Origin of the sequence: Novosphingobium oxfordense (assembly GCF_044029435.1) — a bacterium.
Lineage (GTDB): Bacteria > Pseudomonadota > Alphaproteobacteria > Sphingomonadales > Sphingomonadaceae > Novosphingobium.
In genome coordinates this window covers 1,921,476-1,948,096 of the sequence record NZ_CP147008.1, presented here as the reverse complement: position 1 = coordinate 1,948,096, position 26,621 = coordinate 1,921,476, and the positions used below count along the sequence as shown (strand labels likewise).

The 26,621-nt window shown below is 64.3% G+C and carries 21 protein-coding genes; 7 read left to right on the top strand and 14 right to left on the bottom strand.

The genetic code is table 11. The features are described from left to right. Positions 1-65: 65 nt before the first annotated feature. The 8 genes from WBP07_RS31085 to WBP07_RS31050 form a co-directional block, all read right to left on the bottom strand. A complete protein-coding gene (locus WBP07_RS31085) occupies positions 66-1,748 on the bottom strand; it encodes a GMC oxidoreductase (protein WP_395397099.1) in 1,683 nt (560 codons plus the stop codon). A 23-nt stretch (positions 1,749-1,771) separates the two neighbouring features. After that, positions 1,772-2,614, bottom strand: a complete 843-nt coding sequence (locus WBP07_RS31080; protein ID WP_395397098.1) for a sugar phosphate isomerase/epimerase family protein — start codon at positions 2,612-2,614, stop codon at positions 1,772-1,774. Continuing rightward, positions 2,611-3,177 carry a gluconate 2-dehydrogenase subunit 3 family protein gene (locus WBP07_RS31075; RefSeq protein WP_395397096.1) on the bottom strand — a complete coding sequence of 189 codons (567 nt, stop codon included), beginning with the start codon at positions 3,175-3,177 and terminating at the stop codon, positions 2,611-2,613. Before WBP07_RS31075 ends, WBP07_RS31080 begins: the two co-directional genes overlap by 4 nt. After that, positions 3,177-4,004 (bottom strand): DUF1080 domain-containing protein, encoded by an 828-nt coding sequence (locus WBP07_RS31070; RefSeq protein WP_395397094.1) that lies wholly within the window; start codon positions 4,002-4,004, stop codon positions 3,177-3,179. The genes WBP07_RS31075 and WBP07_RS31070 overlap by 1 nt, the downstream gene beginning before the upstream one ends. Before the next feature lie 14 nt (positions 4,005-4,018). Continuing rightward, positions 4,019-4,933: a hydroxypyruvate isomerase family protein gene (locus WBP07_RS31065; RefSeq protein WP_395397092.1), complete on the bottom strand. Its 915-nt coding sequence runs from the start codon at positions 4,931-4,933 to the stop codon at positions 4,019-4,021. Further along, a complete protein-coding gene (locus tag WBP07_RS31060) occupies positions 4,930-6,234 on the bottom strand; it encodes an MFS transporter (RefSeq protein WP_395397091.1) in 1,305 nt (434 codons plus the stop codon). Before WBP07_RS31060 ends, WBP07_RS31065 begins: the two co-directional genes overlap by 4 nt. Positions 6,235-6,295: 61 nt before the next feature. Continuing rightward, positions 6,296-7,339: a sugar phosphate isomerase/epimerase family protein gene (locus tag WBP07_RS31055; protein WP_395397089.1), complete on the bottom strand. Its 1,044-nt coding sequence runs from the start codon at positions 7,337-7,339 to the stop codon at positions 6,296-6,298. Between the two features lie 14 nt (positions 7,340-7,353). Next, on the bottom strand, positions 7,354-7,725 hold the full coding sequence (locus tag WBP07_RS31050) for a c-type cytochrome (RefSeq protein ID WP_395397088.1): 372 nt from the start codon (positions 7,723-7,725) through the stop codon (positions 7,354-7,356). Positions 7,726-7,836: 111 nt separating this feature from the next. Between WBP07_RS31050 and WBP07_RS31045 the strand changes: the two genes are divergently transcribed. Further along, positions 7,837-8,976 (top strand): Gfo/Idh/MocA family protein, encoded by a 1,140-nt coding sequence (locus WBP07_RS31045; RefSeq protein ID WP_395397087.1) that lies wholly within the window; start codon positions 7,837-7,839, stop codon positions 8,974-8,976. 220 nt (positions 8,977-9,196) lie between these two features. Beyond that, positions 9,197-10,249, top strand: a complete 1,053-nt coding sequence (locus WBP07_RS31040) for a tyrosine-protein phosphatase (RefSeq protein WP_395397086.1) — start codon at positions 9,197-9,199, stop codon at positions 10,247-10,249. A 152-nt stretch (positions 10,250-10,401) separates the two neighbouring features. Here WBP07_RS31040 and WBP07_RS31035 read toward each other — a convergent pair whose 3' ends face one another. Beyond that, positions 10,402-11,448 carry an ABC transporter substrate-binding protein gene (locus WBP07_RS31035; protein WP_395397085.1) on the bottom strand — a complete coding sequence of 349 codons (1,047 nt, stop codon included), beginning with the start codon at positions 11,446-11,448 and terminating at the stop codon, positions 10,402-10,404. A 365-nt stretch (positions 11,449-11,813) separates the two neighbouring features. Between WBP07_RS31035 and WBP07_RS31030 the strand changes: the two genes are divergently transcribed. Next, positions 11,814-15,374 carry an autotransporter outer membrane beta-barrel domain-containing protein gene (locus WBP07_RS31030; RefSeq protein ID WP_395397084.1) on the top strand — a complete coding sequence of 1,187 codons (3,561 nt, stop codon included), beginning with the start codon at positions 11,814-11,816 and terminating at the stop codon, positions 15,372-15,374. 2 nt (positions 15,375-15,376) lie between these two features. Here WBP07_RS31030 and WBP07_RS31025 read toward each other — a convergent pair whose 3' ends face one another. From WBP07_RS31025 to WBP07_RS31015, 3 genes are read right to left on the bottom strand one after another with little or no spacing between them, the layout of a single operon-like run. Continuing rightward, positions 15,377-17,467, bottom strand: coding sequence for an FAD-dependent oxidoreductase (locus WBP07_RS31025; RefSeq protein ID WP_395397083.1), 2,091 nt, complete (start codon positions 17,465-17,467; stop codon positions 15,377-15,379). Between the two features lie 4 nt (positions 17,468-17,471). Further along, a complete protein-coding gene (locus WBP07_RS31020) occupies positions 17,472-18,548 on the bottom strand; it encodes an LLM class flavin-dependent oxidoreductase (RefSeq protein ID WP_395397082.1) in 1,077 nt (358 codons plus the stop codon). Positions 18,549-18,586: 38 nt separating this feature from the next. Continuing rightward, positions 18,587-19,480, bottom strand: a complete 894-nt coding sequence (locus WBP07_RS31015; RefSeq protein ID WP_395397081.1) for a TauD/TfdA dioxygenase family protein — start codon at positions 19,478-19,480, stop codon at positions 18,587-18,589. Between the two features lie 224 nt (positions 19,481-19,704). Between WBP07_RS31015 and WBP07_RS31010 the strand changes: the two genes are divergently transcribed. Both WBP07_RS31010 and WBP07_RS31005 read left to right on the top strand, forming a co-directional pair. After that, positions 19,705-20,448, top strand: coding sequence for a TetR/AcrR family transcriptional regulator (locus tag WBP07_RS31010; RefSeq protein ID WP_395397080.1), 744 nt, complete (start codon positions 19,705-19,707; stop codon positions 20,446-20,448). 69 nt (positions 20,449-20,517) lie between these two features. Beyond that, the gene (locus WBP07_RS31005; protein ID WP_395397079.1) at positions 20,518-21,477 is read left to right on the top strand and encodes a TauD/TfdA dioxygenase family protein; all 960 of its coding nucleotides are present in this window, start codon (positions 20,518-20,520) and stop codon (positions 21,475-21,477) included. A gap of 49 nt (positions 21,478-21,526) precedes the next feature. Here WBP07_RS31005 and WBP07_RS31000 read toward each other — a convergent pair whose 3' ends face one another. Beyond that, positions 21,527-23,797: a TonB-dependent receptor gene (locus WBP07_RS31000; RefSeq protein ID WP_395397078.1), complete on the bottom strand. Its 2,271-nt coding sequence runs from the start codon at positions 23,795-23,797 to the stop codon at positions 21,527-21,529. Between the two features lie 324 nt (positions 23,798-24,121). On the opposite strand from WBP07_RS31000, the gene WBP07_RS30995 reads away from it, so the two are divergent. Together WBP07_RS30995 and WBP07_RS30990 are read left to right on the top strand one after the other, a co-directional pair. Beyond that, positions 24,122-24,970 carry an SDR family oxidoreductase gene (locus tag WBP07_RS30995; RefSeq protein WP_395397077.1) on the top strand — a complete coding sequence of 283 codons (849 nt, stop codon included), beginning with the start codon at positions 24,122-24,124 and terminating at the stop codon, positions 24,968-24,970. Positions 24,971-25,086: 116 nt separating this feature from the next. Continuing rightward, positions 25,087-25,767 carry a Fe2+-dependent dioxygenase gene (locus WBP07_RS30990; protein WP_395397076.1) on the top strand — a complete coding sequence of 227 codons (681 nt, stop codon included), beginning with the start codon at positions 25,087-25,089 and terminating at the stop codon, positions 25,765-25,767. Positions 25,768-25,797: 30 nt separating this feature from the next. Here the strand turns inward: WBP07_RS30990 and WBP07_RS30985 are convergent, their stop codons facing one another. Further along, positions 25,798-26,529, bottom strand: a complete 732-nt coding sequence (locus WBP07_RS30985) for an SDR family oxidoreductase (protein WP_395398289.1) — start codon at positions 26,527-26,529, stop codon at positions 25,798-25,800. Between the last annotated feature and the right edge of the window lie 92 nt (positions 26,530-26,621).

Below are 26,621 nucleotides of genomic sequence, written 5' to 3'. Positions count from 1 at the left end.
GTTCTTGTCTCCATACCCTCTGATAGCGTGTTTCCAGCGCCTTCACAGCGCTGGAAACATCGGCGTCAGATCGTGCCCGCCTTCATCGCGTTGACGGCGTGATCCACCGCGCGCGCGGTCAGCGCCATGAAGGTCAGCGACGGATTGACGCAGGAGATGGAGGCCATCTGCGCCCCGTCGGTGACGAACAGGTTGGAGGCATCGTGCGCCTGGTTCCACTTGTTGAGCACCGATGTGCGGGGATCGTCCCCCATGCGCGCGCCGCCCATTTCGTGGATGGCGTCGCCCGGCACGTGTTCCTTCACCTTGCTTTCGATGTTCGTCAGCCCGGCCGCGCGCAGCATCATTTCGCCCTGCTCGCGCGCGTCCGCCATCATGCGCAGTTCGTTGTCGCGAAAAGTCACATTGAACTGCATCAGCGGCACGCCGAAGCGGTCCACCTTATTCGCATTCAGGGCGACATGGTTGTCCTCATAGGGCAGGCATTCGCCGAAAGCGCCCATCTGGAATTTCCAGCCGCCATAGCGCCGCATCCCTTCCTTCATCGATGCGCCGAAGCCCACCGGCTTTGACGGCTCGCGGTAGGCGCCGCCCTGATAGCCATAGCCGCGCCGGAAGCCCAGGTCTTCGTCCCGACCGTTGTTGCGGAACCGCGGGACATAGATGGCGCCGGGCCTGCGGCCATATTCGACGAATTCCTCCATGCCGGGAATGTCGCCCTTCACGCCGACACGGAAGATATGGTCCATCACATAGCGGCCCAGCATGCCGCTGCTGTCGAAATGGCTGCGGTCGCTACCCTGCGGGCGTGAATTCAGCAGCACCTGCAAGGACCCCATCGTCGATGCGTTGAGGAAGACCGCCCTTGCGGTAACCACTTCAGCCTCCCCGGTCTTGGCATCGACGAAGCGTACGCCCGTGACTTTCTTGCTGACGGGGTCGTATTCGAGATTGGTGACAACCGCATCGGATCGCAGCGTCAGCCGCCCGGTTGCACGGGCGGCGGGCAGCGTGACCGCCTGCGTCGAGAAATAGGCGCCGAACGAGCAGCCGTTGCTGCACTGGTTGCGGAACTGGCACTTGGTGCGGTTCTGCTCGGGCTTGTCCTCGGTCATGTTGGAGACGCGGGCATTGATTATCTTGCGCCCGGGAAAGGCGGATTCCAGCCGCTGCTTCATCCATTTTTCGGCTATGTTCATCGGCATCGGCGGCTGGAATTCGCTGTCCGGCAGATAGTCCAGATTTTCCCGCGAACCCGATACGCCGATGTATTTTTCGACATAGCTGTACCAAGGTGCCAGGTCGTCATAGCCGATCGGCCAGTTACCGCCGATGCCGTCGCGCTTGTTCGCCTCGAAATCGGCGGCGCTCCAGCGGAAGCTCCAGCGCCCCCAGATCAGCGACTTGCCGCCAACAGCGGAAGGGCGGATCCAGTAGAACTTGCTGCCTTCCCCGAAATCGTAGGGGTTCAGCCGGTCGTTGTTGTAGAAGGCCTGGTTGCTGGGGGTGACATAACCGTGCTGGGCGATGAAATAGTCGCTCTCGCGCAGGCCATCCGGCATGATGTTGCGCGCGGGCACTTCGTAGGCTGGCTTGCCGTCGTAGGTGTAATCCTCGCCATGCTCGACCATGTGGCCACGGTCGAGCATCAGCACGCGCAGCCCCTTTTCGGTCAATTCCTTCGCCGCCCAGCCTCCGCTGATGCCCGATCCGATAACGATTGCATCGAACCTGTCCGTTGCCGCCATGGTAATCCTCTCCCGATCGATGGTCAGACGCGCAGGGTGCTGAGTGTCTGGAAGCTCTTGGTGATGTCGGGCAGGTAAGGTGCCGGGGCCTGGTCGTTTTCGACGTAGAAGTGCCGCGCGCCGGCAAGGCCATTCAGCTTGAAGATGCTGGCGAAATCGATCGTTCCCGCGCCCACGGCGGTCATGCTGCGATCCGGCCGCATGTCCTTCACGTGATAGGCATAGATGCGCCCGGGCAGGCTGCGGATCAGCGCCTGCGGATCCTGTCCGGCGTAGATGGCCCAGTACAAGTCCAGCTCAAGCTTGACCAATGCCGGATTGGTACCTTTCACCAACCGGTCGTACAGGCTGACACCATCCGGCTTTACCGTGAATTCGAAGTCGTGGTTGTGATAGGCGAAGCCAAGGCCCGCCGCCTTCAACTTTTCGCCGAAGTGGTTGATGTTGACAATCGCGGCATCCCAAGCAGCCGCATTGCGATACTTGTCGACCATGTACGGCAGGACGATCGTTTCCGCGCCAAGCGTCTTGGCCATCGCGACGCTGGCATCGAAATTGTCCAGCAGTGCGTCGTAGCCGACGTGGATGGACGGGCTCTTCAGGCCGAGCCGGTCCATGGTCTTGCGCAGCATGGCATGGTCCATGGCATCATAGCCGCCACCGCCGTATTCAACCTCGCGATAGCCGATCTTGGCGACTTGTTCGAGGGTCGCGACAGGATCGGCGGCGAAAAGCTCGCGCACGGTATAAAGCTGCAGGCCGACATTGCGGATCGGGGCTGCGTTGGCGAGGCTGGCCAGGAAAGGCTGGGTGGCAAGCACGGCAATGCCACCGGCGCCGAGCAGGGAACGACGATTCATGATCATGCGGAATAGACCTTGTTGACCTGAGAATAAGGGAAGGCGCCGTTGTATTCGCCTGGGACGGGCAGGTATTCGCGTTCCTGCGTAATGCCGATTTCGGACGTGTAGTAGCCGACGATCACCATCTGCCGGAACGCCTTGAAGAACTCCTCTCCATCGGGAAGCTCATCATGCATCGCCAGGGTCAGCAGTGCGTCCTGCTGCTCGGGCGTGGCCTGCACGGCGGGCACCTTGTAATCTTGCCGGCTGCGCGCATCGATTTCCGCCAGGCCGGACAGGATCGGTTCGCGATCTTCCGCCACCGCCCAGTCGGCCAGCAGCTTTTCGACATACATCGGCACGCCGGCGGCGATCGCCCCGGGGGTGTCGGTGGTGGGGATGATGCGCTCAGACAGAGCAGTCATCAGCGCGCGCTGTTCCGGCGTGAAGACCTGGACACTGGGCGCGCCCTGGTTGATCACCGGAATCGCGGCGCCGGGGGCAAGCCCTGCGGCCCGGGCGAGAGGGGCGAATATCTGGGCGCCGAATAGGGCGACCATGCCCGCAAGCGCGTTTCTGCGATCCATTAGCGTGCTGCCCCCTTCAGATCCTGCGCGATCGCTTCTTCCGGCAATGGGCGAACCCAGATGTTGCGGAAGGAAACGGGCGAATTGTGATCCTGCAACTGGATCGGCGCCTTGTCGCCGTGCGCCTGATACTGCGCGACCTTGCGCCAGACGGTAGTGCCGAGCATGACCTGATGGTTCTGCACCAGCACACCGTTCAGCAGCACCGTGACATAGGCCGGACGGACCAGACCGCCCTTGGCATCGAAGCGCGGGCGTTCGAATACGATGTCGTAGCTTTGCCACTCACCCGGCCGCCGCGATGGGTTCACCAGCGGGGGCTTCCATGCGTAGACCGCGCCCACCGTACCGTCGGCATAAGTGGGGTTCTGGTAGCCATCCAGGATCTGGACTTCATAGCGCTGCATGAACCAGATCCCGCTGTTGCCCCGATCCTGCGAAGTCTTTTCCGGCGGATTGGGAGAACGGAATTCCAGATGCAGTTGAACGTCGCCGAATTCCTGGTTCGAGATGAGGTTATTCTCACCCCCGCTCTGCGCGCGGGAGGGAACCGTCATCACGCCGTTCTCCAGCGTCCATGGCGCACGCTCGCCATGCCAGGCGTCCAGCGACGTGCCGGAGAACAGGACGATGGCATCGGACGGTGCGCCGCCGGGAGCAGGCGCGGGCGTAACCACGGTCGGCGCCGGGCGATCGGGATCGTGGACGTGCCAGTTGCCGCCGGGCAGGATCGGCGTGTCCCTGAAGCCCGGCTTGTCCTGCGCCTCGACACACGTGGCGGCCAGGATAGTGCCCGCCACCAGCATGCCGATCGGGATGTATTTCATCCTCTCGCTCCCCTTCATGTTCTATCGATGGCGCGATAGGCGGCGATCAATCGCTCTTCGCCTTCGCGTCCGGCCAGTGAATTGCCATGTTCCATGCCGATCACGCCGGCGTAGTTGTGGGCGCGCAGCCAGCTTGCGATATTCGCGAAGTTGATTTCGCCGGTTCCCGGCTCCTTGCGGCCGGGATTGTCGCCGAACTGGATATAGCCGATCTCCGCCCAGCAGGCGTCCAGCGTCGGGATCAGGTTCCCCGACTGGATCTGCTCATGATAGAGATCGGCCAGGATCTTCACGCCCGGGCTGTTGGCGCCGCGCGCGACCGCATAGCCTTGCGCGATCGACTGCATGAACACGCCGGGATGGTTCGTCCGCGTATTGAGCGGTTCCATCACCAGCGTCAGCCCATGCGGCGCCACGATGTCACCGGCGCGGCGCATGCAGTCGATAATGCGGCCGGTCTGGATCGCTTCGGGCACCTTGCGGTCCATGAAGCCGGTAACGACCGTCATGTGCTTGGCATTCAGCCGCTTTGCGACCTCGATCGAGGTTCGGATGTCCGCCAGAAAAGCGTCCCGATCGGCATCGTCGTTGCTGCCCAGCACCGGCCGGAAGTCGGCCCATTTCGGCATGCTGGCAACGAAGACGCCCATGGTCATGCCGCGCTGAGAAAGGGCGCGGGCCATGGCCTCCTGCTCGTCGACAGGCCGCTTGCGCGCCTCGTTGTCCTCCCAGGCGCGAAACCCCTGGTCGGCGGCGAAAGCGATCTGCTCCAGCAACCCGCCCCGGCTGGCAAAGCTGCCTTCGTGCGGCGCGTAGCCGAGCGAGAAATGCGCGGCGTTCGATGCGCCCTTCCCCGCCGACGCCGACAGTGCCGGGGTCGCCGCAGCCGCCAGCCCGGTGGCGATCACGGTCCGTCTCGTCAGGCTCATGCCACGCCCTCCGCAACGCGGCCGGTTTTGCGACCAGCGCGGCGTTCGGCCAGCCAGATCGCGCCGAACACGAACAGCAGCGTCAGCGGCACAAAGGTCAACCGCGCGAAGGATTGCGAGGCGGCGGCATCTTCCACGGCGCGCAGCGCCGGGCCGGTCAACTGGGTGAAGGCTTCGGGGCCGCCGGCAATCTCCACCTTGGCTTGGTCGAACATCTCACCAAGGCGCGGCAGGACAAAGAAACTGGCGAGGGCCCCGGCCGATCCGACAAGCCCCAGTGCCCAGGAGTCGCCGCGCGGATAGCGTTCGGCCACGGAGGCCAGCATCGTCGGCCACATGGCGCAGACGCCCAGGCCCCATACGGTCGACGCCAGGATTGCGGAAACCGGAGATTGGGCCTGCGACAGCAGGAACAGGCCGATCGCAGCCAGCAGGCTCGATACCCACAGCAGCCCCGGATTGGACAGCCGCCCGGCGATCCGCCCGGCGAAATGGCGGAACACGAACATCAGCGCGCTGACGTAGACCAGCAGCAGGATGCCGCGCATCCCGACGCGATTGCTGAGCGCAACGTCGATCCACTGCCCCGGCGCCAGTTCGGAGGAGGCGGTAAGGAACATCGCACCGAACCAGACGAAGAAGCTGGGGCGGCGAACCACTTCCAGCATCATCTCCTTCATCGCCCGGTCGCCCGCAGCGGCGGGAGGTTCGGGGAAGCGGGTCGTCGCCGCGATCGCGATCACGAAGATGGCCGGCAAGTACACCAGCGCCATGATCGCCTGCCAGGGCAGCAGCGGAGCCAGGAACACGCCTGCAAGGCCGCCAACGATCAACCCGCCCGGATACCAGGCGTGCAGCACGTTCAGGCGATGCGTGGTGTCTTCAGGATAGAGCCGTGCCGTCAGCGGATTGATCGATGCTTCGGCAAAGCCCCAGCCAAGGCCGCTCAGCAACATGCCCAGCCAGACCAGATGATAGACCGCCATGCCGGTGGCGAACACGCCCGCGCCCACGATCAGCGTGGTACCGATCAGGAAGGCCACGCCGCATCCGATCAGGACGCGGCGGATGCCGATCCGGTCCAGCACCGCGCTGACGACGAAGACGGTGATCGAAAAACCCAGGAACGCGGAGCCGAGCGCCGCGCCGATCATTTCGCCTGCCGAAATCGGCGCAATGGGGTCGATCCATTGCGCCTTCAGGCTGCTTGCCACCGCCGCGCGCAAAGATGCGCTCATCGACGCTGTGAAGAGCGCCAGAACGCTCAGCCAGAATAGCCTTTGCCGGTTTATGCCCGTCATGCCCGATCCTCTACCCATGTGCCCCGTGATGTTTGTTATCGGGGTCGTGCTTGCGTCGCCGTCAGGTCAGCCCCAGCCAGCGCCGGTTGTTGGCGGGATCTCCGCCCCCTGCGAAATCGTCGAATGCCCGTTCCGGCCGGCGGATCATGTGCGCCTCGATAAAGGGCGCCCCTTCACGCGCGCCGTCTTCGGGATGCTTCAGGCAGCATTCCCATTCCAGCACGGCCCAGCCGTCGTAGCCGTATTGCGTCAGGCGAGAGAAGATGCCGGTGAAATCCACATGCCCGTCCCCCAGCGAACGGAAGCGACCCGGACGGTCCACCCAGTCGGCATAGCCGCCATAGACGCCTGCCCGCCCGGTCGGGTTGAGTTCGGCATCCTTCACATGGAACATCTTGATACGGTCGTGATAGATGTCGATGAACTGCAGGTAGTCCATCGCCTGCAGCACGAAATGGCTGGGATCGTAGAGAATATTGGCGCGCTGGTGCCCGCCGACGGCATCGAGAAAACGTTCGAAAGTCAGGCCGTCGTGCAGATCCTCACCCGGATGCAGTTCGAAGCAGAGATCTACCCCCTCCTCCTCGAACGTGTCGAGGATCGGCTGCCAACGCCGCCCCAGTTCGGCGAAAGCTTCTTCCACCAGACCGGCGGGACGCTGGGGCCAGGGATAGAAGAACGGCCAGGCAAGAGCGCCTGAAAAGGTGGCGTGCGCGGTCAGGCCCAGTCGCCGGCTGGCCTTGGCCCCCAGCTTCAGCTGATCGACCGCCCAGGCCTGCCGCTCCACCGGCTTGCCGCGCAGTTCGGCCGGCGCGAAGGCGTCGAACGCCGCGTCATAGGCAGGGTGGACCGCCACCAACTGGCCCTGCAAATGGGTCGACAGTTCGGTGATCTCTACGCCCGCCTCGCGGCAGCGCCCGGCCAGTTCGTCGCAATAATCCTGGCTTTCGGCCGCCAGCACCAGGTCCATGCAGCGCGGATCGTTGCTGGGCACCTGAATGCCCTTGTATCCCGCCTGCGCCATCCAGCGCGCGGCATTGTCCAGAGTGTCGAACGGCGCCGCATCGCCCATGAACTGCGCCAGGAAAATCGCCGGTCCGCGCATGGCCTTCCGCTCCGTCACTTCAGGCTTTTGAGATAGGCGATGATCGCCGCGCGCTTGGCGGGATCGGGGGTGGCGACCGGCATGCGCGTGCCAGGCACCTTCTTTGCCGGCGCGGCCAGAAAGGCATCGAGCGTCTGATCGTTCCAGGTCAGCTTGGCGCCCTTGAGAGCGGGCGTATAGTTGAAGCCCGGCGCAGATGCCGCCGTTCGGCCGGCAACACCGTTCAGATTGGGGCCGATGCCGCTCTTCCCGCCCTTGTCCACGCTGTGACAGGCGCGGCAGGCGTTGAAAGCGGGCGGCGCCGCAGTTTGAGCCATCGCAGGCACGGTAAACAACGCCGCAGCAGCGGCGATCGATGTCAGGCAGAGGCTTGCTGTCATGCGCATCCTCGACTCTCCGTCTTATTTGTTATTGCCTTACGTTTACCGGTAAATCATAGCAGATCAAGGGCTGAAATCATGGCCTTATCGCAAGCAAGAAAACAAAGGAGAGCGGTGATGAAACGGACCCTGCGCCTGGCCATGGCCGGAGGCGGCGAAGGCGCATTCATAGGCGCGATTCACCGCGCGGCGGCCGCACTGGATGGAGACTGGCGACTCGTTGCCGGCGCGTTCAGCAGCGATCCCGAACGCAACCGCCGCTCGGGCGAAATGCTGGGGATCGAAGCGGCCCGCACATATGCCTCGCTCGATGCGCTGCTGGCGGCCGAAGCGGCGCTTCCGGCCGACGAACGCGTGGACGCCATCGCGATCGTGACACCCAACCACCTTCACGCGCCCATGGCGATCGCCGCATTGGAAGCCGGCTTCCATGTCTTCTGCGAAAAGCCCATGGCGCTCGATCTGGAAGAGGCGCGCCTGATCGCCGCAGCCGCGGCCCGTTCCGGCCGCCATTTCGCCCTTGCCTTCACCTACAGCGGCTATCCGCTGGTGGAAGAGGCCCGCGTTCGCGTGGCCCGTGGGGACTTTGGCAGGATCCGTCTGGTCCAGGTGGAATATTCGCAGGGCTGGCTCAGCCAGGCGATCGACCGGGAAGGCAACAAGCAGGCGGAATGGCGGACCGATCCCGCGCGCGCCGGCCTTGGCGGATGTCTGGGCGATATCGGCACCCATGCATTCCATCTGGCCGAACATGTTTCGGGGCTGAAGGTGCAGGAGCTGTGCGCCGATGTCGCAACCCACGTGCCCGGCCGGCGGCTGGACGACGACGTCAGCGTCCTGCTGCGACTGGATGGCGGCGCGCGCGGAACGCTCAAGGCCACGCAAGTGGCGGCGGGCGACGAGAATGGGCTGAAGCTGCGCATCCACGGCGAACATGGCGGCTTGGAATGGGCCCAGATGGAGCCGAATACGCTGACCCTGCGCTGGCTCGATCGACCGACGGAAATCATCCGCGCCGGCGGCCCGGGACTGGCGGAGTCCACCCTGCGCCGCCTGCGCACGCCGGCTGGACACCCGGAAGGCTATATCGAAGCTTTCGCCAACCTCTATCACGCCTTCGCGCTTCGAATTCTGGACAGCGCGGAGACGGCATCGTTCCCCTCGGTCGAAGTGGGCTTGCGGACGATGGGCTTCGTGGAAAGCGTCATCGCCAATGCCGCATCGGACACGAAGTGGACCAAGCTTTCCGCCGAATAGCGGCAGGCTAAAAACATCCGTTACATTGACCCGTCGCCGAGCACCCAGGGGAACAGCGAGGCGACGGGTCAATCTCGCGATTTTCGGGGATCATCCGCCGTTTTCTTCGATCACCGCCACGATAGGCTCGGGATAGATCCAGCCGAAGGAATGTCATAGGAGGTACATACATCCGTTCTAGATGCGCGGTCATACATCGCCACTATTGAGGTAAAGAACAATGCGCAAGGTCGCCCCCACCGCTCTTCTCGCCATGATCGCGGCGCTGGCTGCAACGCCCGCCGCTGCCCGCGAACTGGCCACGCTGGTCCGGATCGACGATCAGACGGTGGAGCTAACCCGGCCGGACACCGCGCCGCGCGCCGTGTGGATCAGCGCAGACACCGTTCTCGACAAGGGCGACCACCGCGTCGCCACCGCCAGCACGGATGCCACGCTCAAGCTGCCCATCCCGGTCACCGAGCGCCGCTACGTCATCCTTGAGGACAAGGGCGGCAAGACCACCGTCGTCGCGGAGCGCGTGCTGCCGCTCCAGCAGGGCAGCAACTTCCGCGATATCGGCGGCTACGTCACGAAGGACGGCCGCACGGTGAAGTGGGACAAGGCGTTCCGTTCGGGCGCGATGCCGCTGCTGACCGATGCCGACTATGCGCTGCTCGGCCAGCTTCATCTCGGCGCCGTGGTCGACCTGCGCTCGATCGAGGAACGCGAAGTGGCGCCCGACCTGCTGGACGATCGCACCGGCGCGCTCTTCCTGGCCAACGACTATTCGCTGAAGCCCCTGTTCGCCAAGATGGCCAAGAGCGGCGGCGAGAACATCTACCAGGGCATGGAAATCATGCTGGTTCCGCAGTTTCGCGCGCTGTTCAACCGCCTGCTCGCGAACGAGGGCGCTGTGGTCTACCATTGCTCTGCCGGGCAAGACCGCACCGGCATTGCCACCGCTCTCATCTACGACGTCCTGGGCGTCGATCGCGAGACGATCCTGAAGGACTATCACCGCTCGACCGAACTGCGCCGTCCGCAGTGGGAAATGCCCAAGGTCGATCCGGCCGACTATCCCAACAACCCGATCCTGAAGTACTACGCCGCGCGCGCCGATGGCCAGCCGCCCAAGGCAGAGCCGCTCTACACCCCCAGCGGCGCTTCGAACCTGGCGCAGTTCTTCGCCTACCTCGACCAGCAGTACGGCGGTTCGGAAGGTTACCTGAAGCAGAAGATCGGCCTGACCGACGCGGACATCGCCAAACTGCGCAAGACCATGCTGGACTGAAACATCCAGCGCGCACCGGATCGGACGGGAAACGGCCGATCCGGTGACCACGCAGGCGCTCGGCAGCGACTGCCATGACGGAACAGTCTCCGCCGCAGGTGGGTCCTTCGACAGCCTAATGCTCGATGATTGTCGCGCCCCCGACGGCGAAATTACCCGATCTGCGCGGAACGGCCGTCCCGCCATTGGCGCAGCACGAGATACCGGCCGTGCAACGCTCCGCGATCCTGCACCCCGAAGCCAAGCAACGTGCCATCGTGCCCTTCCGCGGCCGGGATCCATTTGACCTGTTCGAGCCCTGCTCGAAGGCCATCGCGCGTCAGTTCGGGCGCCCGCGCTATCCCTTCTGCGACCAACCGCCCGAGATCGTGGCCCTTCGCCGCGCTCAGCGCCCGTTGGGGTGGAATGGAAAGTCTGTCGCGAAGCGAGGCAAGGGTCCCGTTGTTGTCGGAATGCATGTCAACATAGTGCCAGCCATCGATCTTCCGCGCGAAAGTTTCATCATAGCCGCGAAGCCCCGCCGTATTCATCACGGTAAGGCCGGACCAGCCGCGCGCCCTGAGCGATGACGCTACTGCCGGCGCCGAAAGGCCCAGCCCGAGATAGACGATCGCATCGACCCGGCCATCCAGAAGCTCCGAAACCGGGGCCTCCGCCTGCTCGGCCAGCGGCTTGATCGAAACCGACGCGGCGATCCGCAGGCCGATCCGGCGGGCTTCATCCTCAAGATAGCCCACATGGCGGCGCCCGATCTGCGATTCATCGAAGACGACACCTGCCCGCGTAGCCCCGGCAGCCGCGAGATGCCGCGCGATCACGATGGATTCGTCCTCGTGCGAGCCGACCTGAAGGTGAAACATGTAATCGCTTCGCGCCCGTTCGGCCCCGGCCCAATTGATCGTCGGCATCCTGTGGCGGTCTGCCAGCGGAGTGGCCACCAGCGCGTTATCGCCAATCGCCGGGCCAACGATCATCAGCACATCCCGATCGACAAGCTCCCGAAAGCCGCGTTCCACCGCAGCAGCGGTGCCCATCGGCAAGCCCAGCCCCCAGCTGCTCACGAATTCGACGGGGCGGTCTATGCGGCCGCACGCCACCAGTTCATCCACCTCCCGCCGCAACCATGCTTCGATATCGGTCACCGCAGGTGGCCCGTCGCTCATCTCGTTGATCAAACCTATGCGGATTGCGGATGCCATCGGATGGAATTCCTTCTCAAACGGACCATGCGCTGTCCTCCATGGACCGGCCGGACCACGCAAGGCGATGCGTGTCGGCGCAATCCCGATTGCCTCTGTATCGCTTCCCATGCCGCGCAGGGTGTTGGCTTCGGCCCCTCTTCTCGCGCACCGGCATCCTGCCTAATTACGGCGGCCCTCGGTAATTCCCGGTACTGCACCTCGGTAGTTACCCTTAGACCCCATCCCCGATATCCCTGAGGGTCATCGACCTGCGCCCATGATTAAATGGGATAACTTGGCGCGCGCACTTTTGGCACCGCCTCGTAGCGGCGTGCGCGGTCGACGATCTGCACACTCTCCGCGCTCTGCATCAGGGAGGGCCTATGGCTCGATCGATCCGCTCACGCTTGCCCAGCAGCCACAAGATGGCCGCCGTCACCGTCATCACCTGCATGTCCGTGGATGCGGCGCTGGCGCAGACTTATCCCGATCCGGTAACCCCGTCGGGCAGCAACCTCGACTTCGAGCAATATTACAACGGCACCGTCGTCCCCCAAGGGACGATCCAGGGCTCGGTGACGATCCATCCGGTGCCGCCCTACCCCTCCCAACTGGGCGGCGCAGGCGTGTCGGTCTTCAACGGCGCCGTCGTCACAATCGATCCGAACCTTGGCGTGCCCGGCCTGATTTCCGTGACGTCCGATTATCAGGCGGGGGCGCCCAACGATGCGCTCTACATTGCAAACGGCACCGTGAACATCGCCGCCAGCAGTTACGGCGTGCTGTTCACGGGCAATGGCGATAGCGTGCATGGGCTCTACATGCCGGAATCGTCACGCGGCCCCTCCTTGCTTGATGGCGCCAACGCGACTTTCGTGACCAATGGCAATCAGGCCGATGGTTTGCGCGTCTACGGCGCCAACTCCACGGTAAACCTGCTGGACACCAACATCACCGCCACGGGCAGCAACAGTTGGGGCGTGCTCTCCTGGGGTGGCAGCCAGATAACGCTGACGAATACGAACATCTCGGTCGCGTCGACCAAGTTTGCGACGACCCCGGCCAATGTGGGCGCAGGCGGCGTGATCGCCTACAACGGCTCCTCCGCCACGCTGAACGGCACGTCGACGGTCAATACCACCGTCGACGGCAATCTGGGGCTCTATGCTGCTTCGGGCGGCTCCATCAACACGAACACCGATCCTTCGGTGGCGGGCACGGTATCCGTCAGCACCACGGGCGCAGCCAGCCATGCCGTTCAGATCGACACGGCCAGCGGCAACCTCAATCGGCTGAACCTATCGACGACGCAGAACGCCACTTACGGCCTTCGGGTTGCCGGCACATCGACCGTGATCGGCTCCGACATCGCCATCAACACGCTGGGTCAGACCGGCTACGGAATATGGGTGAGCGGCAGTTCGTCGGCAAATCTCACCGGCGGCTCGATAACGACGCAGGGTGCCTCGGCCTATGGCGTTCTGTCCGGATCCGGCGCGGCGACCGTCAACCTCAGCGATTTCGCCATTACAACCCATGGCACCAATGCCTACGGAATCTACGGCTGGACCGCGTCCACCACCAATTTCGCAGGCGGCAGCATCACTACCGACCAGGCCGGCACGTACGGCATCTATGCGAATGCGGGCACGGTGAACCTGATCAAGGATGCAAGCGGCCACGGCACCGCCGTAAATACCAGCGGCACGAATGCCTACGGGGTGCGCATAGAAAACGACGGCTTGTTCAACGCAACGGGGGCAACGCTGCACACGACCGGCAGCGGCGCGACAGGCATCATGTTCTACGCACCGGCGACACTGACGGCCGCGCCCACGGTCGCCGCAACGCCCCCGCTACCCGCCTTGCCCGCAACGACGCCTCTGCTGGATTCGACGGCCGCACCACCCGCATTCGCGATCGTCACGCCTGATCCGACACCGCCGTCATCGGCACCGATCGACGATGCCGACCCAGTCGCCTTCAATCTGGGATCCGCCGCATATGTGCCTGCCAGCGGCGGGTACAACATGGTGCTGCATGACACCACGGTCACATCGGATGCCTACATCGCGCTGCGCATCTATGGGGGCGTCGCCAATGTCGATCTGACCGACTCCACGCTTACCGGGGCGACCTATGCCGTCTACTCAGGCATAAGGCCGATCACCGGAGGACAGCTAGGCGCCACGCTCACGCTCGACGCGAACCATTCGGTCGTGAACGGTCGCGTGGCGACGGACACGTCCAGCACGACAACGCTGAACATGAGCAACGACAGCACCTGGAATGTCACCGCAAGCTCGAACCTGACCAACCTGTCGAACGCCGACAGCCTGATCGACTTTCCGGTCACCGCCGCCCTGATAGCCGCGCCCACCGACAGCGCCTCCTACCGCACCATCACGGTGGCCGGGAATTATGTCGGCAGCAACGGCGTCATCGCGCTCAACACCTATCTGGGGACGGACGGTTCCCCGTCAGACAAGCTGATCATCAACGGCGGCACCGCCACCGGCACATCATCGCTGCGCATCACCAATTCGACCGGGCCGGGAGACTTGACGACCGGCAACGGCATCCTCGTGGTCGATGCGGTCAATGGCGGGACGAGCGCGAACGGCGCCTTCCGACTTGGCCATACGGTCATAGCAGGGCCCTACGAGTACCTGCTTTATCGGGGCAGCGTCGACACGAGCGGCCCGGACAGCTGGTACCTGCGGTCGACACTCGATTGCTCGGTACCAGGCGCGCCGTCGCCGCCCTGCCCGACGCCCACTCCAACTCCGACGCCAACTCCGACGCCAACTCCGACACCAACTCCGACACCAACTCCGACACCAACTCCGACACCAACTCCGACACCAAGTCCGACCCCAACTCCGACCCCAACTCCGACTCCAACCCCGACACCGACCCCAACTCCAACTCCAACTCCAACCCCGACACCGACGCCGGATTACCGACCCGAAACCTCGCTTTATGCAGCCGCGCCCGGGATACTGATGAGTTACGGCCGCAGCCTCGTCGCCACCCTGCACGAACGTGTGGGCGAGGAAGAGCAGTTGAGAGGAAGCCCCGCGCTGGGATCAGGCAGCCTGTTCAACGGGGTCTGGGGCCGATTCACCTATCGTGAGGCGAATGCGCGCGTCACCAGTGGCGGCTCTCTGGCCATCGGCCCGTCGTACGATTCGGATTACTACGCGTTCCAGTTCGGGCTCGACATATATCGGCATGAAGAAAAGCAGGCGGATGGCCGGACCGGGAACCGGGACCACGCAGGCATCATGGGCGCGGTGGGAAGCAGCAGCACCGATGTCGAGCATCACCTGCTCAACTTCTCGATCCCGGCAGGCCGCATCAAATCGGACAATCTGTCGCTGGGCGCGTACTGGACTCATTTCGCACCCAACGGCGCCTATCTGGACGGCGTGATCCAAGGCACCTGGTACAAACTGCATATGACGCCGACGCTCCTCTCGGAAATCAAGACCAACGGGTTCGGTTTCGCTGCGTCGCTTGAAGGTGGCTATCCCTTCCGCCTCAGCGACAACTGGCGGTTGGAACCGCAGGCGCAACTGATCTACCAGACACTCAGCCTGGACAGTTTCGACGATATCGCCGCCCATGTGCACTACCGCGATCTTGATTCCCTGGTGGGCCGCGCCGGTCTTCGCCTGGCCAGCAGCGGCCGGGGCCAGGGCTGGATACGCGCGAATGTCTGGCATGAGTTCCTTGGCAATGCCGAAACGGAGTTTTCCTCCGCCCATGGCGACGTTCCGTTCCGCGCCGATCTATCCACCACTTGGTGGGATGTGGGCGTGGGCGGTTCCATACAGCTCAAGCCGAGACTGACGTTTTTCGCATCCGGCGACTACAACCGCGCCTTCAACGGCAATTTCGACGCGGTCGAAGTCAAGGGAGGCCTACGCTTCAACTGGTGAGATCAAGAGGCTGGTCTGGGAACGTCTGCAGGCAGCGGATTGACCCACGGCGGATCGGTCGCAAACCACGCCGCCGCGAAATCGCGGGGAGCCCCGGGCTCGCCGATCAGTCGCGCGAACATTTGCCCCTCGTAACTGGCGGCCGCCAGCATCCGAGGGGCCAGTGCATCGCCTATCGTGAAAAGTTGCCGCATGCGGCCTTCCAGCGCACGGGCAAGATCGTCGACCGGCGCGCGTGAACTGGCAAGGATCACCGCATCGACCGGCACCATGCGCGTTTCGCCGGTATGGACGTCGCGCAGCACGGCGGCGTTATCCTCTATGCGCTCGATCCAGGTGCCGGTTGCCAGCGACACGCCCGCCCGTTTCAGCCGCGCAAGGATGAAACGCTCTTCCCAGGCATCGCTGAGCCGGGCCGAAACCGGCGTCATTTCGGCAGAGACCAGCGTCACCTGTGCCCCGTCCGCAGCCGCGATTTCCGCAAGCCCGCTGGCGGTGTGATAGCCCTCCCCATCTGCCACCAGCACATGCCCGCCAAGGCGCACTTCCCCTGACAGCACGGCCTCCGGCGTATGGACGAAAGCGCGATCGTGGCCGGGAAGCGGCATTTCATCGGCGATGCCCTGACCGCCCGGCCGATACCGCGCGCCGGTCGCGACGATCACCGCGTCGGGAACTTCCGCCAATATGTGATCGGCATCGGCGCGAATGCCTAGGCGGCAATCGACGCCCAGCCTTTCCAGTTCGGCCGACCACCAACGCACCGCTTCGCCATAATGCGCGCGGCCCGGTAGCTTCGCCCAATCCGCAAGAGCGCCGCCAAAGGTGTCTCGCGCTTCGAAAAGCGTTACGCGGTGCCCGCGCCTTGCCGCGACACGGGCCGCCTCCATGCCGCCCGGCCCCGCGCCCACCACGACCACGCGCGATGGCTGGGCGGCCGGCGCGAAGCTGTCGATCCCCCAGAGCCGTTCGCGGTAGCTGGCGGGATTGATCGTGCAGCCCTGTGCCCCGTCCCCACCCGCCGCCGTACACCAGTTGCAGGCGATGCAGGTCCGCCCTTCCGCCTCGCGCCCCTCGCGGGCCAGACGAACGAACTGCGGCTCCGCAATCAACTGGCGGGCAGATCCCGCCATGTCCACCACGCCCGCGGCGATGACCTCTTCGGCCTCGGCTATGCGTGTAATGCGACCCAGCACGGATAGGACGGGCACTTTACCGGCGGCCTTACGCACTTGCTCCACCGCGCGGCGATAGGGGAATTTCTCGGAGAAGCCGGTCGGCATGCCGTGATGGAACTGCTGCGGCTCCATCCCGACATCGAGGTCGAGGTAGTCCAGCAAACCCCGGCCCGTCAGCGCCGCAACCGCACGGGCGGCATCGGCTATGCCGTAGCCGCCGGGCACTTCCTCGTCGCAATTGAAACGCATGCCCACCGCCAAGCCGGGCCCGGCCCCGTCGCGCGCGGCTTCCAGCGATTCCACCGCGAAGCGCAGGCGGTTGTCGAAGCTGCCGCCGTAATCGTCCTCTCGCGCGTTGTAGTAGGGTGAGAGGAATTGCTCGATCAGCCCGGCGTGCGATCCATGCAGCATCACGCCGTCGAAGCCCGCCGCCCGCAGGTTCGCGGCGGAGTGCCGCACAGCCTCGTGCATTCCGGCGATCTCCCCCACGGTCATGGCCCGCGTGACGGACGACCGGCGCCCGTAGGAGAATTGCCGGTTCGAGGGGCCCAGCGCCGGTGCCGGCGGGCTCAACGGCTGCCACCAGCCGGCGCCGCCCCACCAGTAGAAGATCTGCCCGAATATGCGCCCGCCCGCCGCATGGACGGCATCGGCCATGCGGGCGAAGGCGGTCACGTTCTCGTCCGGATGCGGCGAAGGCTGGCGAGTGCGGCCGCGTTCGTGCGCGACCAGCGCCACGATCACCAGCCCGCAACCGCCATCCCGCACGCGCTCCACGCTATAGGCGACCAGATCGTCTGACGGCTTGGTCCCCGCGCTCAGCGCGCTGCCATGCGGCGCGAAGAAATAGCGGTTGGGGACTTCGACCGGCCCCAGCGAGATCGGCGAGAAGACCTTGGGATAGTGCGGATGCATCGCGTCAGGCCGTCACCCTTGCCCCTTCCTTCAGGCGCGGCATCACCTTTTCGGCAAAGGTCCGCATCTGGCGATAGACATCCTCGTAAGGCATGCCGCCGAAGCTGAAATTGGCGATGATCCAGTAATCGCCGACCATTTCGGCCCGCGCGAAGTGCTTTTCCACCAATTGGTCGGGCGTGCCGATCATGTTGCCCGAAATGTAGTCCTTATAGGCCTTGTCCGGCCCACCTGCCGCAGCGGAAGCCTCCCCCATGTAGACGTACGTGGAATAGGACGGCAGGCTGCGGAAATGCTCGCCGCCGAACTCGTAGTGTTCGGCAACCTGCTGGAACTGGGCGGAAAAGTACTTGTCGGTATAATCGATCACCTGCTGCTCGTCCTCGAAGCAGACCACGAAATCGCTGATGACGAACGGCGGCGCGGCCTTGCCGTGCAGCTTGGCAAAAGTCTCGCGGTAGAAGTCGATTTCCGGCAGGGCCTTGGTCCAGTCTCCCTGCGAGAAGCGCAAGGTGCGCAAGCCAAGCTCTGCCGCTTCCTCCACCGAGGAGCGCGACATCGATACCATAACGCAGCGATCCTTCGACCAGCCTTCCGGACGCGGACGCACTTCCACGTGGGGCTGGGGAAAGTGCGGGCCGGGGCCTTCGACAAAGCCGGTTTCGAGGCCAGCCAGGATCATCGGCGCCGCCTCGTCGAAACGGTCCCGCGAATCCGCAAGATCGGTCCGGAAGCCGGTGAATTCGCGCCGCGCCGCGCCGCGCCCCATACCCAGGATCACCCGCCCGTTGCTCAGGTGATCCAGCATCGCGGTCTTTTCCACTACGCGCAGCGGATCGTTCCACGGCAGGATCACGGCCGCCGGCATCAGCTTGATCGTGCTGGTCTTCGCCGCCACGTACGTCAGCAATTGCAGCGGATCGGGGCAGGCGGCGTAGTCGGTAAAGTGGTGCTCCACTGCCGCCGCAAAGTCGAAGCCCATCGCCTCCGCCTCGATCGCAAGCTGGGTTTCGCGGCGGAAGAAATCGCCATCCGGCGTGCCGTGGAGGTTCTGAAAGCCCAGATGAATGCCGACTTGCATGGTTTTTCTCCCAAATTTCGTAACGTGCGCCGCCCGCGTCAGATTGGGGCGGTAACCGGCTCCTCACCGTTCAGCGTGCAGCGGTGCAGTTCACGGCCGCTATCCCGATCGAACGGTTCAACCCGATGCATCGTCGCGGTATTGTCCCAGATGGCGAGATCGCCCGGCTGCCACTTGTGCCGGTAAACGTAGCGATCCTGCGTCGCGTGGATCATCAGCCGCTGGAGCAGATCGTGGCTTTCCGCCGGCTCCATGCCTTCGACATAGGCACCCGAAGTGCTCAGCACCAAGGAACGGACGCCGGATCGATGCTGCCAGACCAGCGGGTGCGATCGCTGCGGATAGGAACTCCACAAGGCGAATTCCTCCACCGTGCAATCCCGCTTGGCCGGGAACAGCGCGGCCTGCATGGTGTGGACGACGCGCAGTTTCTCCAGCCCGCGCTGTTCCTCCTCCGGCAGATCGGCGAAAGCGGCGGCGGTATTGGCGAACAGCGTGTCACCACCGCGCTGGGACAGGCGAACGGGCGCCAACAGCGTCGCGAAAGGCGGCACTTCCTCGTAAGTGCCGTCCATATGCCAAAGCTGGTTGCCGAACAGGAAGCGGGCGTATTCGGGGTTGCGGCGTTCATCCAGCGTCACGCGCAGCACGCCGCCATCGCCTTCGGACAGGATCGCGCCGTCCGCGCCGCGCCGCGCCGAACCGATGCGCAAGTCGCCCAGGGTGCGGGCGACAGTCCGCAGATCCTCGTCATCCAGCGCGACACCGCGCACCACCACCGCGCCGCGTTGGATCAGCAAGGCGCGGATCTGCGCGGCATGGCGGCCGGACAGCAAGGCTTCCTTATCCACCATCACCTGCGAACCGATACGCGGCGTCAGTGCGACAGTTTCCAGCGCTTCGGGTTCGGAAATTCCGCCTGTCTGTCCCATCGCTCGCCTCTCCTCAGCCGTGCGCGAGTGCTTTTCGGTTTCTGGTCGATACTTTCTGGGCTTGACCGACGCGGCATCCGAGTCGATTATTACCCGTATCGTTTCATAAACCGGTTCAACGCGTCATACCTTCCCTCAGTCGGCGGCATCATGCAAGCATTTAAAACCTACGTCGTTTTATTTATCCGGAATACGCTGTCGTGAAGGCGGGTGACGGGGAAGGCATGCCCATGCCCGCACGCGGCCCTGGACGGCCTTCGCTCAGCAATGAGGCGCTGCTCGACCGTGCGCTCGTGCTGTTTCTGGAAAGCGGGTTCGAACGGACCAGCATCGATGCCATCTGCGCCGCCGCCGGCATGGCCAAGCGCACGTTCTACCAACGCTATGGCGACAAGCTGACCTTCTTCAAGGCGACGCTGGAACGCGCGATCGAGGAATGGATTCTGCCGCTGGAAGCGCTGGAGGCCTGCGTGGTGGACGATCTGGAGGAGACGCTGCTGCGCGTCGGCCGCCGGCTTGTCACCAATGTCATGAGCGAGGACGGCATTCGCCTGCTGCGCATCACCAATGCCGAAAGCCCGCGCATTCCCGAGATCGGCGCCTTCACGTACGAGGCGGGAACCCGCCGCACGATCGAGTGGCTGGCCGGGCTGTTCCACCGCCGTCTGGGCTGCGACGCGGCAGAGGCCCACAATGCGGCGATCGTCTACATGTACATCGTCGTCGGCGGACCGCCCACGGCCACGGCCTGGGGCGTGACGCTGGACGCGGACGAGGTGGACGGCAACATCCGTTATGCGGTCCACGTGCTGCTCCACGGCCTCTTGCCCAAAACGGACGGCTCGGCAGCCCCTGAGCGCAAGGAACTACCGGATTCCGCCGCTGCCGAACTGGAACGGCTGCGCGGCGAGAATGAGCAGTTGCGGCGCATGCTGGTCGATTCAATGCTGAAATCGCAGGTGCCGTAGATCGGCGCCAATCACCGAAAAACGACCGGCAAAGAAACGACCGGGGTGACAAACGGGAAGGACTCACAGATGAGCGAGTTGAGGATCGAACCGCTGCGGCAGGACCTGCCGTTCGGCGTGCGCATATCCGGCGTCACCCATGCGACGCTGGCGGACGAGACGCAGCGCCGCGCGATCTTCGATGCCTTCGAACGCGCGGGGCTGATCGTTTTCGAGGCGATCGAGCAAAGCGACGAGATGCAGGTGGCGCTCAGCCGCGTGTTCGGACCGCTGAAGGATCATCCACTGAAGGAAGTCAGCCGCGTCGACGCCGATCGCCTGCCCGGCGTGGTGGAGATCAAGCAGGAGGCCAATGCATCCGGCGTGGTCGAAATCGACGGAAAGCCGCTGGCCCACTGGCTGCCCTGGCATTTCGACCATTGCTACACCGATCAGCTGAACCGCGCCGGCGTGCTGCGCGCCACGAAGATCACGCCTGAGGGCGGCCTTACCGGCTTCGTTGACGGCGTGGCGCTCTATCACGCCTTCCCGTCCGACTTGCGCGAAAAGCTGGAACAGGCGGAAATCCTCTACACGCTCAACGTCGCCTACAAGACCAACCGCTTCGGCCAGCCCGACAACTTGCGGGTGGTGCGTGAAAAGCCCGGCGCGCTGGAAATGATGGCGAACCGGCAAGGCGCGCCGCGCGCGATCCATCCCGCGATCTGGACCCGCGCCAGTGGCGAACGCTGCCTTCACGTATCGCCCTACATGGCCGACGGGATCCTAGGCATCGAGACGCCGCAAGGCGAGGCACTGCTGGAAGAAGTGTGCCAGACGATCAACCGGCTGGCCGCCGGGCAGAGCTATCACCACGCCTGGCAGCTGGACCAGATGCTGATCTGGGACAATTGGCGGATGCTGCATGCCGTTTCGGGCAACGATCCCAGCCACGGCCGCACCATGCAGCGCACGACTATTGCCGGCGACTACGGGCTGGGCCGGTTCGAGTCCGAGCCGACCGGCGCGATGACCGAAATCATGATGTGATCATCGGCTTTTGCCGGGACCCTTTCGGCGAAAGGGCCCCGGCCGTTCCTCAATAATCGAACTTCAAGGTCACGCCGTAAGTGCGCGGGGCTGCGCGCGCCGTCGTCGCGCCCAGCCCGGTCGAGATCTTCTGCTGGAAATACTTGGTGTCCGAAATGTTCTTCGCCCAGAATTCCAGGCCCCACCGGTCGGTCGGGCGATACTCGATGGAGCCGTTGAGCAGCATGTAGGCATCCTGTCGCAGCACGCCGTCGGTCTCGAACGGATAGCCGCTGTTGTAGCTGGCCATCATGTTCGCGCGCAGTTCCTGCACTTCGTTCAGCGGGATCGTCGCGCTGGCGCCCAGGCTGGCCGAGAAGTCCGGCGCGGTTGGCGTCTGAAGGCCGGAGGCATCACCAAAGCAGGTCAGGAAGCCGCCGGTCTGCGGCCCCGTGCTCATGCCGGGGTGGCTGGTGCCCTGCGCATTGCAGACCGCCGGAAGCGGATAGATGAACGGCGCGCCGGCCAGCGTGTCGGTCGGCCCGAAATAGTCGAAACGCGAATGCAGCCAGGTGAAGCCGCCGAAGAGGCGCAGGCCCTTGGTCGGCGCGGCTTCGAAATCGACATCGATGCCGTTCACCTTCACCGATGCCGCGTTCAGCAGCACCGCAGTGCCCAGCGTTCCCACTGCCGCCGATCGCACCTGATAATCGGAAATGTCGTAGTGGAAGGCCGCCGCATTCAGGCGCAGCGCCCGGCCGAACAGTTCGGACTTCACACCCACTTCGTAGGCATTGATATATTGCGGTTTCACCGGGGGAAGCTGCGGATTTTGCAGCGAATAAGTGCCCGCCTTGAAGCCCCGGTTGTATGAGGCATAGACGCTGACGTCGTGCGTGATCTCCTGCCGGATCGCGGCGCGCCACGTGAATTTGCCATAGCTCAGTTCATCGTCCGTCGGGATCAGCGTCCCCACCACATTGCTGACCAGCGGGGCATAGCCGCCGCCCAGCGTGCGCTTGTCGTTGGTGTAGCGGATGCCGCCGGTCAGCTTGGTGGTGGGGGTGATCGACCAGGTCAATTCGCCGAAGCCGGCGATGGAATCGGTATCCAGCGTGGCATCGATGTACTGGCCGGTAGTCAGCCCGCCCAGCGCAAGGCCGGTAAAGCGCGATCGATTGAAGACTTCGGAATGCAGGTAGAATGCGCCGATCTGCCAGCTGATCGGATCGGTATCGGCCGAGGCAAGGCGCAGTTCCTGCTGGTACGCCCGCGAGCCGGACGTGAAAGCGATCCGCAAGTAGGGCACTTGCGTGGCATCCACGTCGAAGTCGGACTTGTTCCGGCTGTCGCGCAGCGAACTGATGCTGGTCAAGTTGGCGAAGCCCAGATCGAACTCGCCCGTCAGGCTGACGCCCCAGTTGCGCAGCTGGGTCAGCGAATAGTCGTTCGATGCGGTGTCCATGCTGCCCACCGATCGGATGCCGCCCCGGACGAGAAAGTCTTCGTCCACGCTCCAGCCGATCGCGGTATTGTCGTCTGTATCGTAATAGTCGCCGGCCAGCACGAACTTCACCGCGTCGCTGGGGCGGATCACGACCTTGGAGCGGGCGCCCCAGTATTTCATCTTCTTGATGTCGCGATCGAGCGTGATGTTGCGGCCCCAGCCATCCTGCTGGTCATAGCCTGTCAGCGCGATGTCGGCGCTTATCCCATTGGTGATCGGGCCGCCGATATAGGCCTGCCCCTGGATCGTATTGTAATTGGCGTAACCCGCCTGGGCCGAGGCGTCGAGGTGATCGCCAGGCTCCTTGGTGATCACCTGGATCAAGCCGCCGAAGGCATTGCGGCCGAACAGCGTGCCTTGCGGCCCCTTCAGCACTTCGATCCGGTCGATATTGTTGAACTGCATGACCGTGCTGGACAGGTCCGGCATGTAGACGCCGTCGACATAGAAGGCGTTCGATCCTTCATCGCCGATCGACGCGTTGGTGGTGCCGACGCCGCGCACGAAGAACAGCCCGCTTGCCCCGGAGCGCGAGAACTGAACCGAAGGAACTGCCTGCGTCAGCGTGTTCGTTTCGGAAATGCCTGCCGAAGCCAGCGCCTGCGAGCCGACGGCGGTAATCGCGATCGGCACGTCCTGAAGGTTTTCCGCGCGCCGCTGGGCGGTGACGATGATCTCCTGAACTCCGCGGCTCTCGTCCGCCTGCGGGGCGGTGGATGGGGCGGCGTCCTGCGCGAAAGCGCCGGCGGGCAAGCCTGCCAGGGCCGCGGCCGACAGGATCGCATGGCCCGGGCGCAGACGCGCGCGGGCCGGCGGCAAACGAAGTCCGGACATGGCAAAAGCCTCCCACATCGTGCATCGCGCCGCGCCACAGGCAGCCGGCGCCTCTCCCTTTCGCAAGGTCGCCGGTTTGCGCCCTGCTCTGTTTTTTCCGAACGAATGCAATCGTCCGTACGCCAAGGGTGAGGAACCGTCGGAAACGGGTCAATGAATTAGAAACCAATGAGGTGATTAATTTCCGCCTCAGTCATGCCGGATTGCCCAAATCGGCGATTTCAATGTTGCTGAATTGCAGTCATTGAAACGACATCGGTGACAATATAGCATCTCCAAAGCGCCTGGCGTTCGAAACAGGCCCTTTCAGAGAGAGGAACGCGGATGACCAAAGTGGCGGGCCGGACGGCCCTGGTGACCGGGGGCGGAAGCGGCATCGGGCGTGGGTTGGCGCTTGAACTCGCCGCCAAGGGCGCGGCCGTGGCGATTGCGGACATTCTGCCCGAAAATGCCCTGAGCGTCGCCGCCGAGATCGAGGCGGCCGGCGGCCGTGCCGTGGGAATCTCCTGCGACGTGACCGACATCGCCTCCGTCCAGAACGCGAAGCGGGTGGCGGGCGAAAGGCTGGGCCCGGTTTCCCTGCTGTTCGCCAACGCCGGAGCCACCTCGTTCGAGCGGATCACCGACATGAGCCCGGACGATATCGACTGGATCGTCCACGCCAACCTGATCGGCGTGCTCAACTGCGTAAAGACCTTCTATCCCGACATGGTGGCCGCCCGCGACGGGCACGTCTGCGCCACCGCGTCCACCGCCGGCCTGCTGCCCAGTTGGATCCCCTATCACGCTGCCTATTCGGGGGCGAAGATGGGCATCATCGGCATGATGCTGAACCTGGCCGTGGAAGCGCGCGAATATGGCGTTGGGGTCACTGCCTTCGTCCCGCACGGCGTGGTCAGCAATATGAAGGCCAACAATGCCCGCTATCGCCCCGCGCGGTTCGGCGGCCCCGGCGAAGGCGAAGTGCAGATCCCCGAAGGCGCGCAGTGGCATGCCGAAGTCACGTTCCGCCCGGCAGAACTGGTCGGTCAGCTGGTGGTCAAGGCGGTGGAGGAAGACCGCCCCATGGTCATCAGCGACGGCGGCATTCGCAAGACTTTCGACGAGACCTATCGCCGCATCGTCTACGACGCGTTCGACTTCGCGGATGCGTTCTACGCCGAAGCCGGCTGAGACCCGCTTCCACGGCGCCATGCCATGCGACCGGCCCCTGACGGGGCCGGTTTTCGTTTCGCTGCCTCTCCCGGTTCGCCATTGTCATATCGCGCCAATTGGGCAAGGAGGGCGGCATGGTCATCGAGATTCCCGAGCTTTTCCAACCCGACGAAGTACGCGAAATGCGCAAGGCGCTGGAGGCGGCGGACTGGGCCGACGGACGCGCCACTGCCGGCCACCGCGCGGCGCGCGTAAAGGACAACGAGCAGCTTGCACTGGACCACCCGCTGGCCAGGCAACTGGCTGATCGGGTGCAGGCGCGCCTGTTCCAGACGCCGCTGTTCATCGCCGCCGCCCTGCCCCAGCGCGTGCTGCAACCGCGCTTCAGCCGCTATGACGGGCAAGGCCACTACGGCAATCATGTCGACAACGCGATCTTCCCGATCCCCGGCACGGGCGAACATCTGCGCAGCGACATTTCCAGCACGCTGTTCCTGAGCGATCCCGACGAATACGACGGGGGAGAGCTGGTTATCGAGGATATGTTCGGCACCCACACGGTCAAGCTGCCGGCCGGGCACCTGATCGTCTATCCGGGCAGCAGCCTCCATCGGGTGACGCCGGTGACGCGCGGCGTTCGCTTCGCCTCGTTCTTCTGGACGCAAAGCTTCGTTGCCTCTCCGGAACGGCGACGGCTGCTGCTGGAACTGGACGGCGCGATCCAGTCGATCGCGGGCGACCATCCGGAACACGGATCGGTGGACAGCCTGACCAACGTCTACCACAACCTGCTGCGGCAATGGTCGGTGACCTGAGCGGGCGACGCCGCGCCAGAATTCATCACATCAGAAATGGGCCAGATAGCCCCCGTCCACGGCCAGAACCTGCCCGGTGACGTAAGAGGCTGCCGGTGACGCCAGGAACAGGACCGGGCCCACAACTTCTTCGGGCCTGCCCCAGCGGGCGAGCGAAGTTCTGGTTTCCAGATGGCGGCCGATTGCTGGATCGGCCACCATCGCCGCATTCGCATCGGTAGCGAAGAAACCGGGTGCCACGGCGTTGACGGTGATCCCCCTGCCGCCCAGTTCCGCCGCCAGCGCACGGGTCAGCGCCTCAAGCCCGCCCTTGGCCATCGTGTAGGCAGCATCGCCCGCCCGCGCGATCGGCCCGGCAATGGAGGTGACGTTCACGATCCGCCCACCGGCAGACATGCGCGGTGCCAGCGTCCGCGCCAGGTCGAAAGCGGCCACCAGATTGACTTCGAGCATGTAGCGCACGGCCTCACGATCCAGTTCGGCAATCGGGCGGCGATCGCGGTGGCCGGCATTGTTGACCAGGATGTCGATCGCCCCGCGCGATTCCAGCGCTGCCGCCATCGCCGCTTCATCGGCAAGGTCGAACACAATGGCTTCCGCACTGCCGCCCGCTTCCGCGATCTCGGCGACGACCGGTTCGACGCGGTCTGCGCTGCGGGCATGGACAAGCACGTGCGCGCCCGCCCCGCCAAGGCCGAGGGCGATCTGCCGGCCCAGCCCACCGGCCGCGCCGGTTACAAGCGCGCTCGTTCCGGCCAGCATCATGCCCGTTGCTCCCCGGCGTGATGGGGAACAAGGCATGTGTCGGGGCGAAAGGCGAAATCTGGTCGGTACATGGCTTCCCGATACAGCCG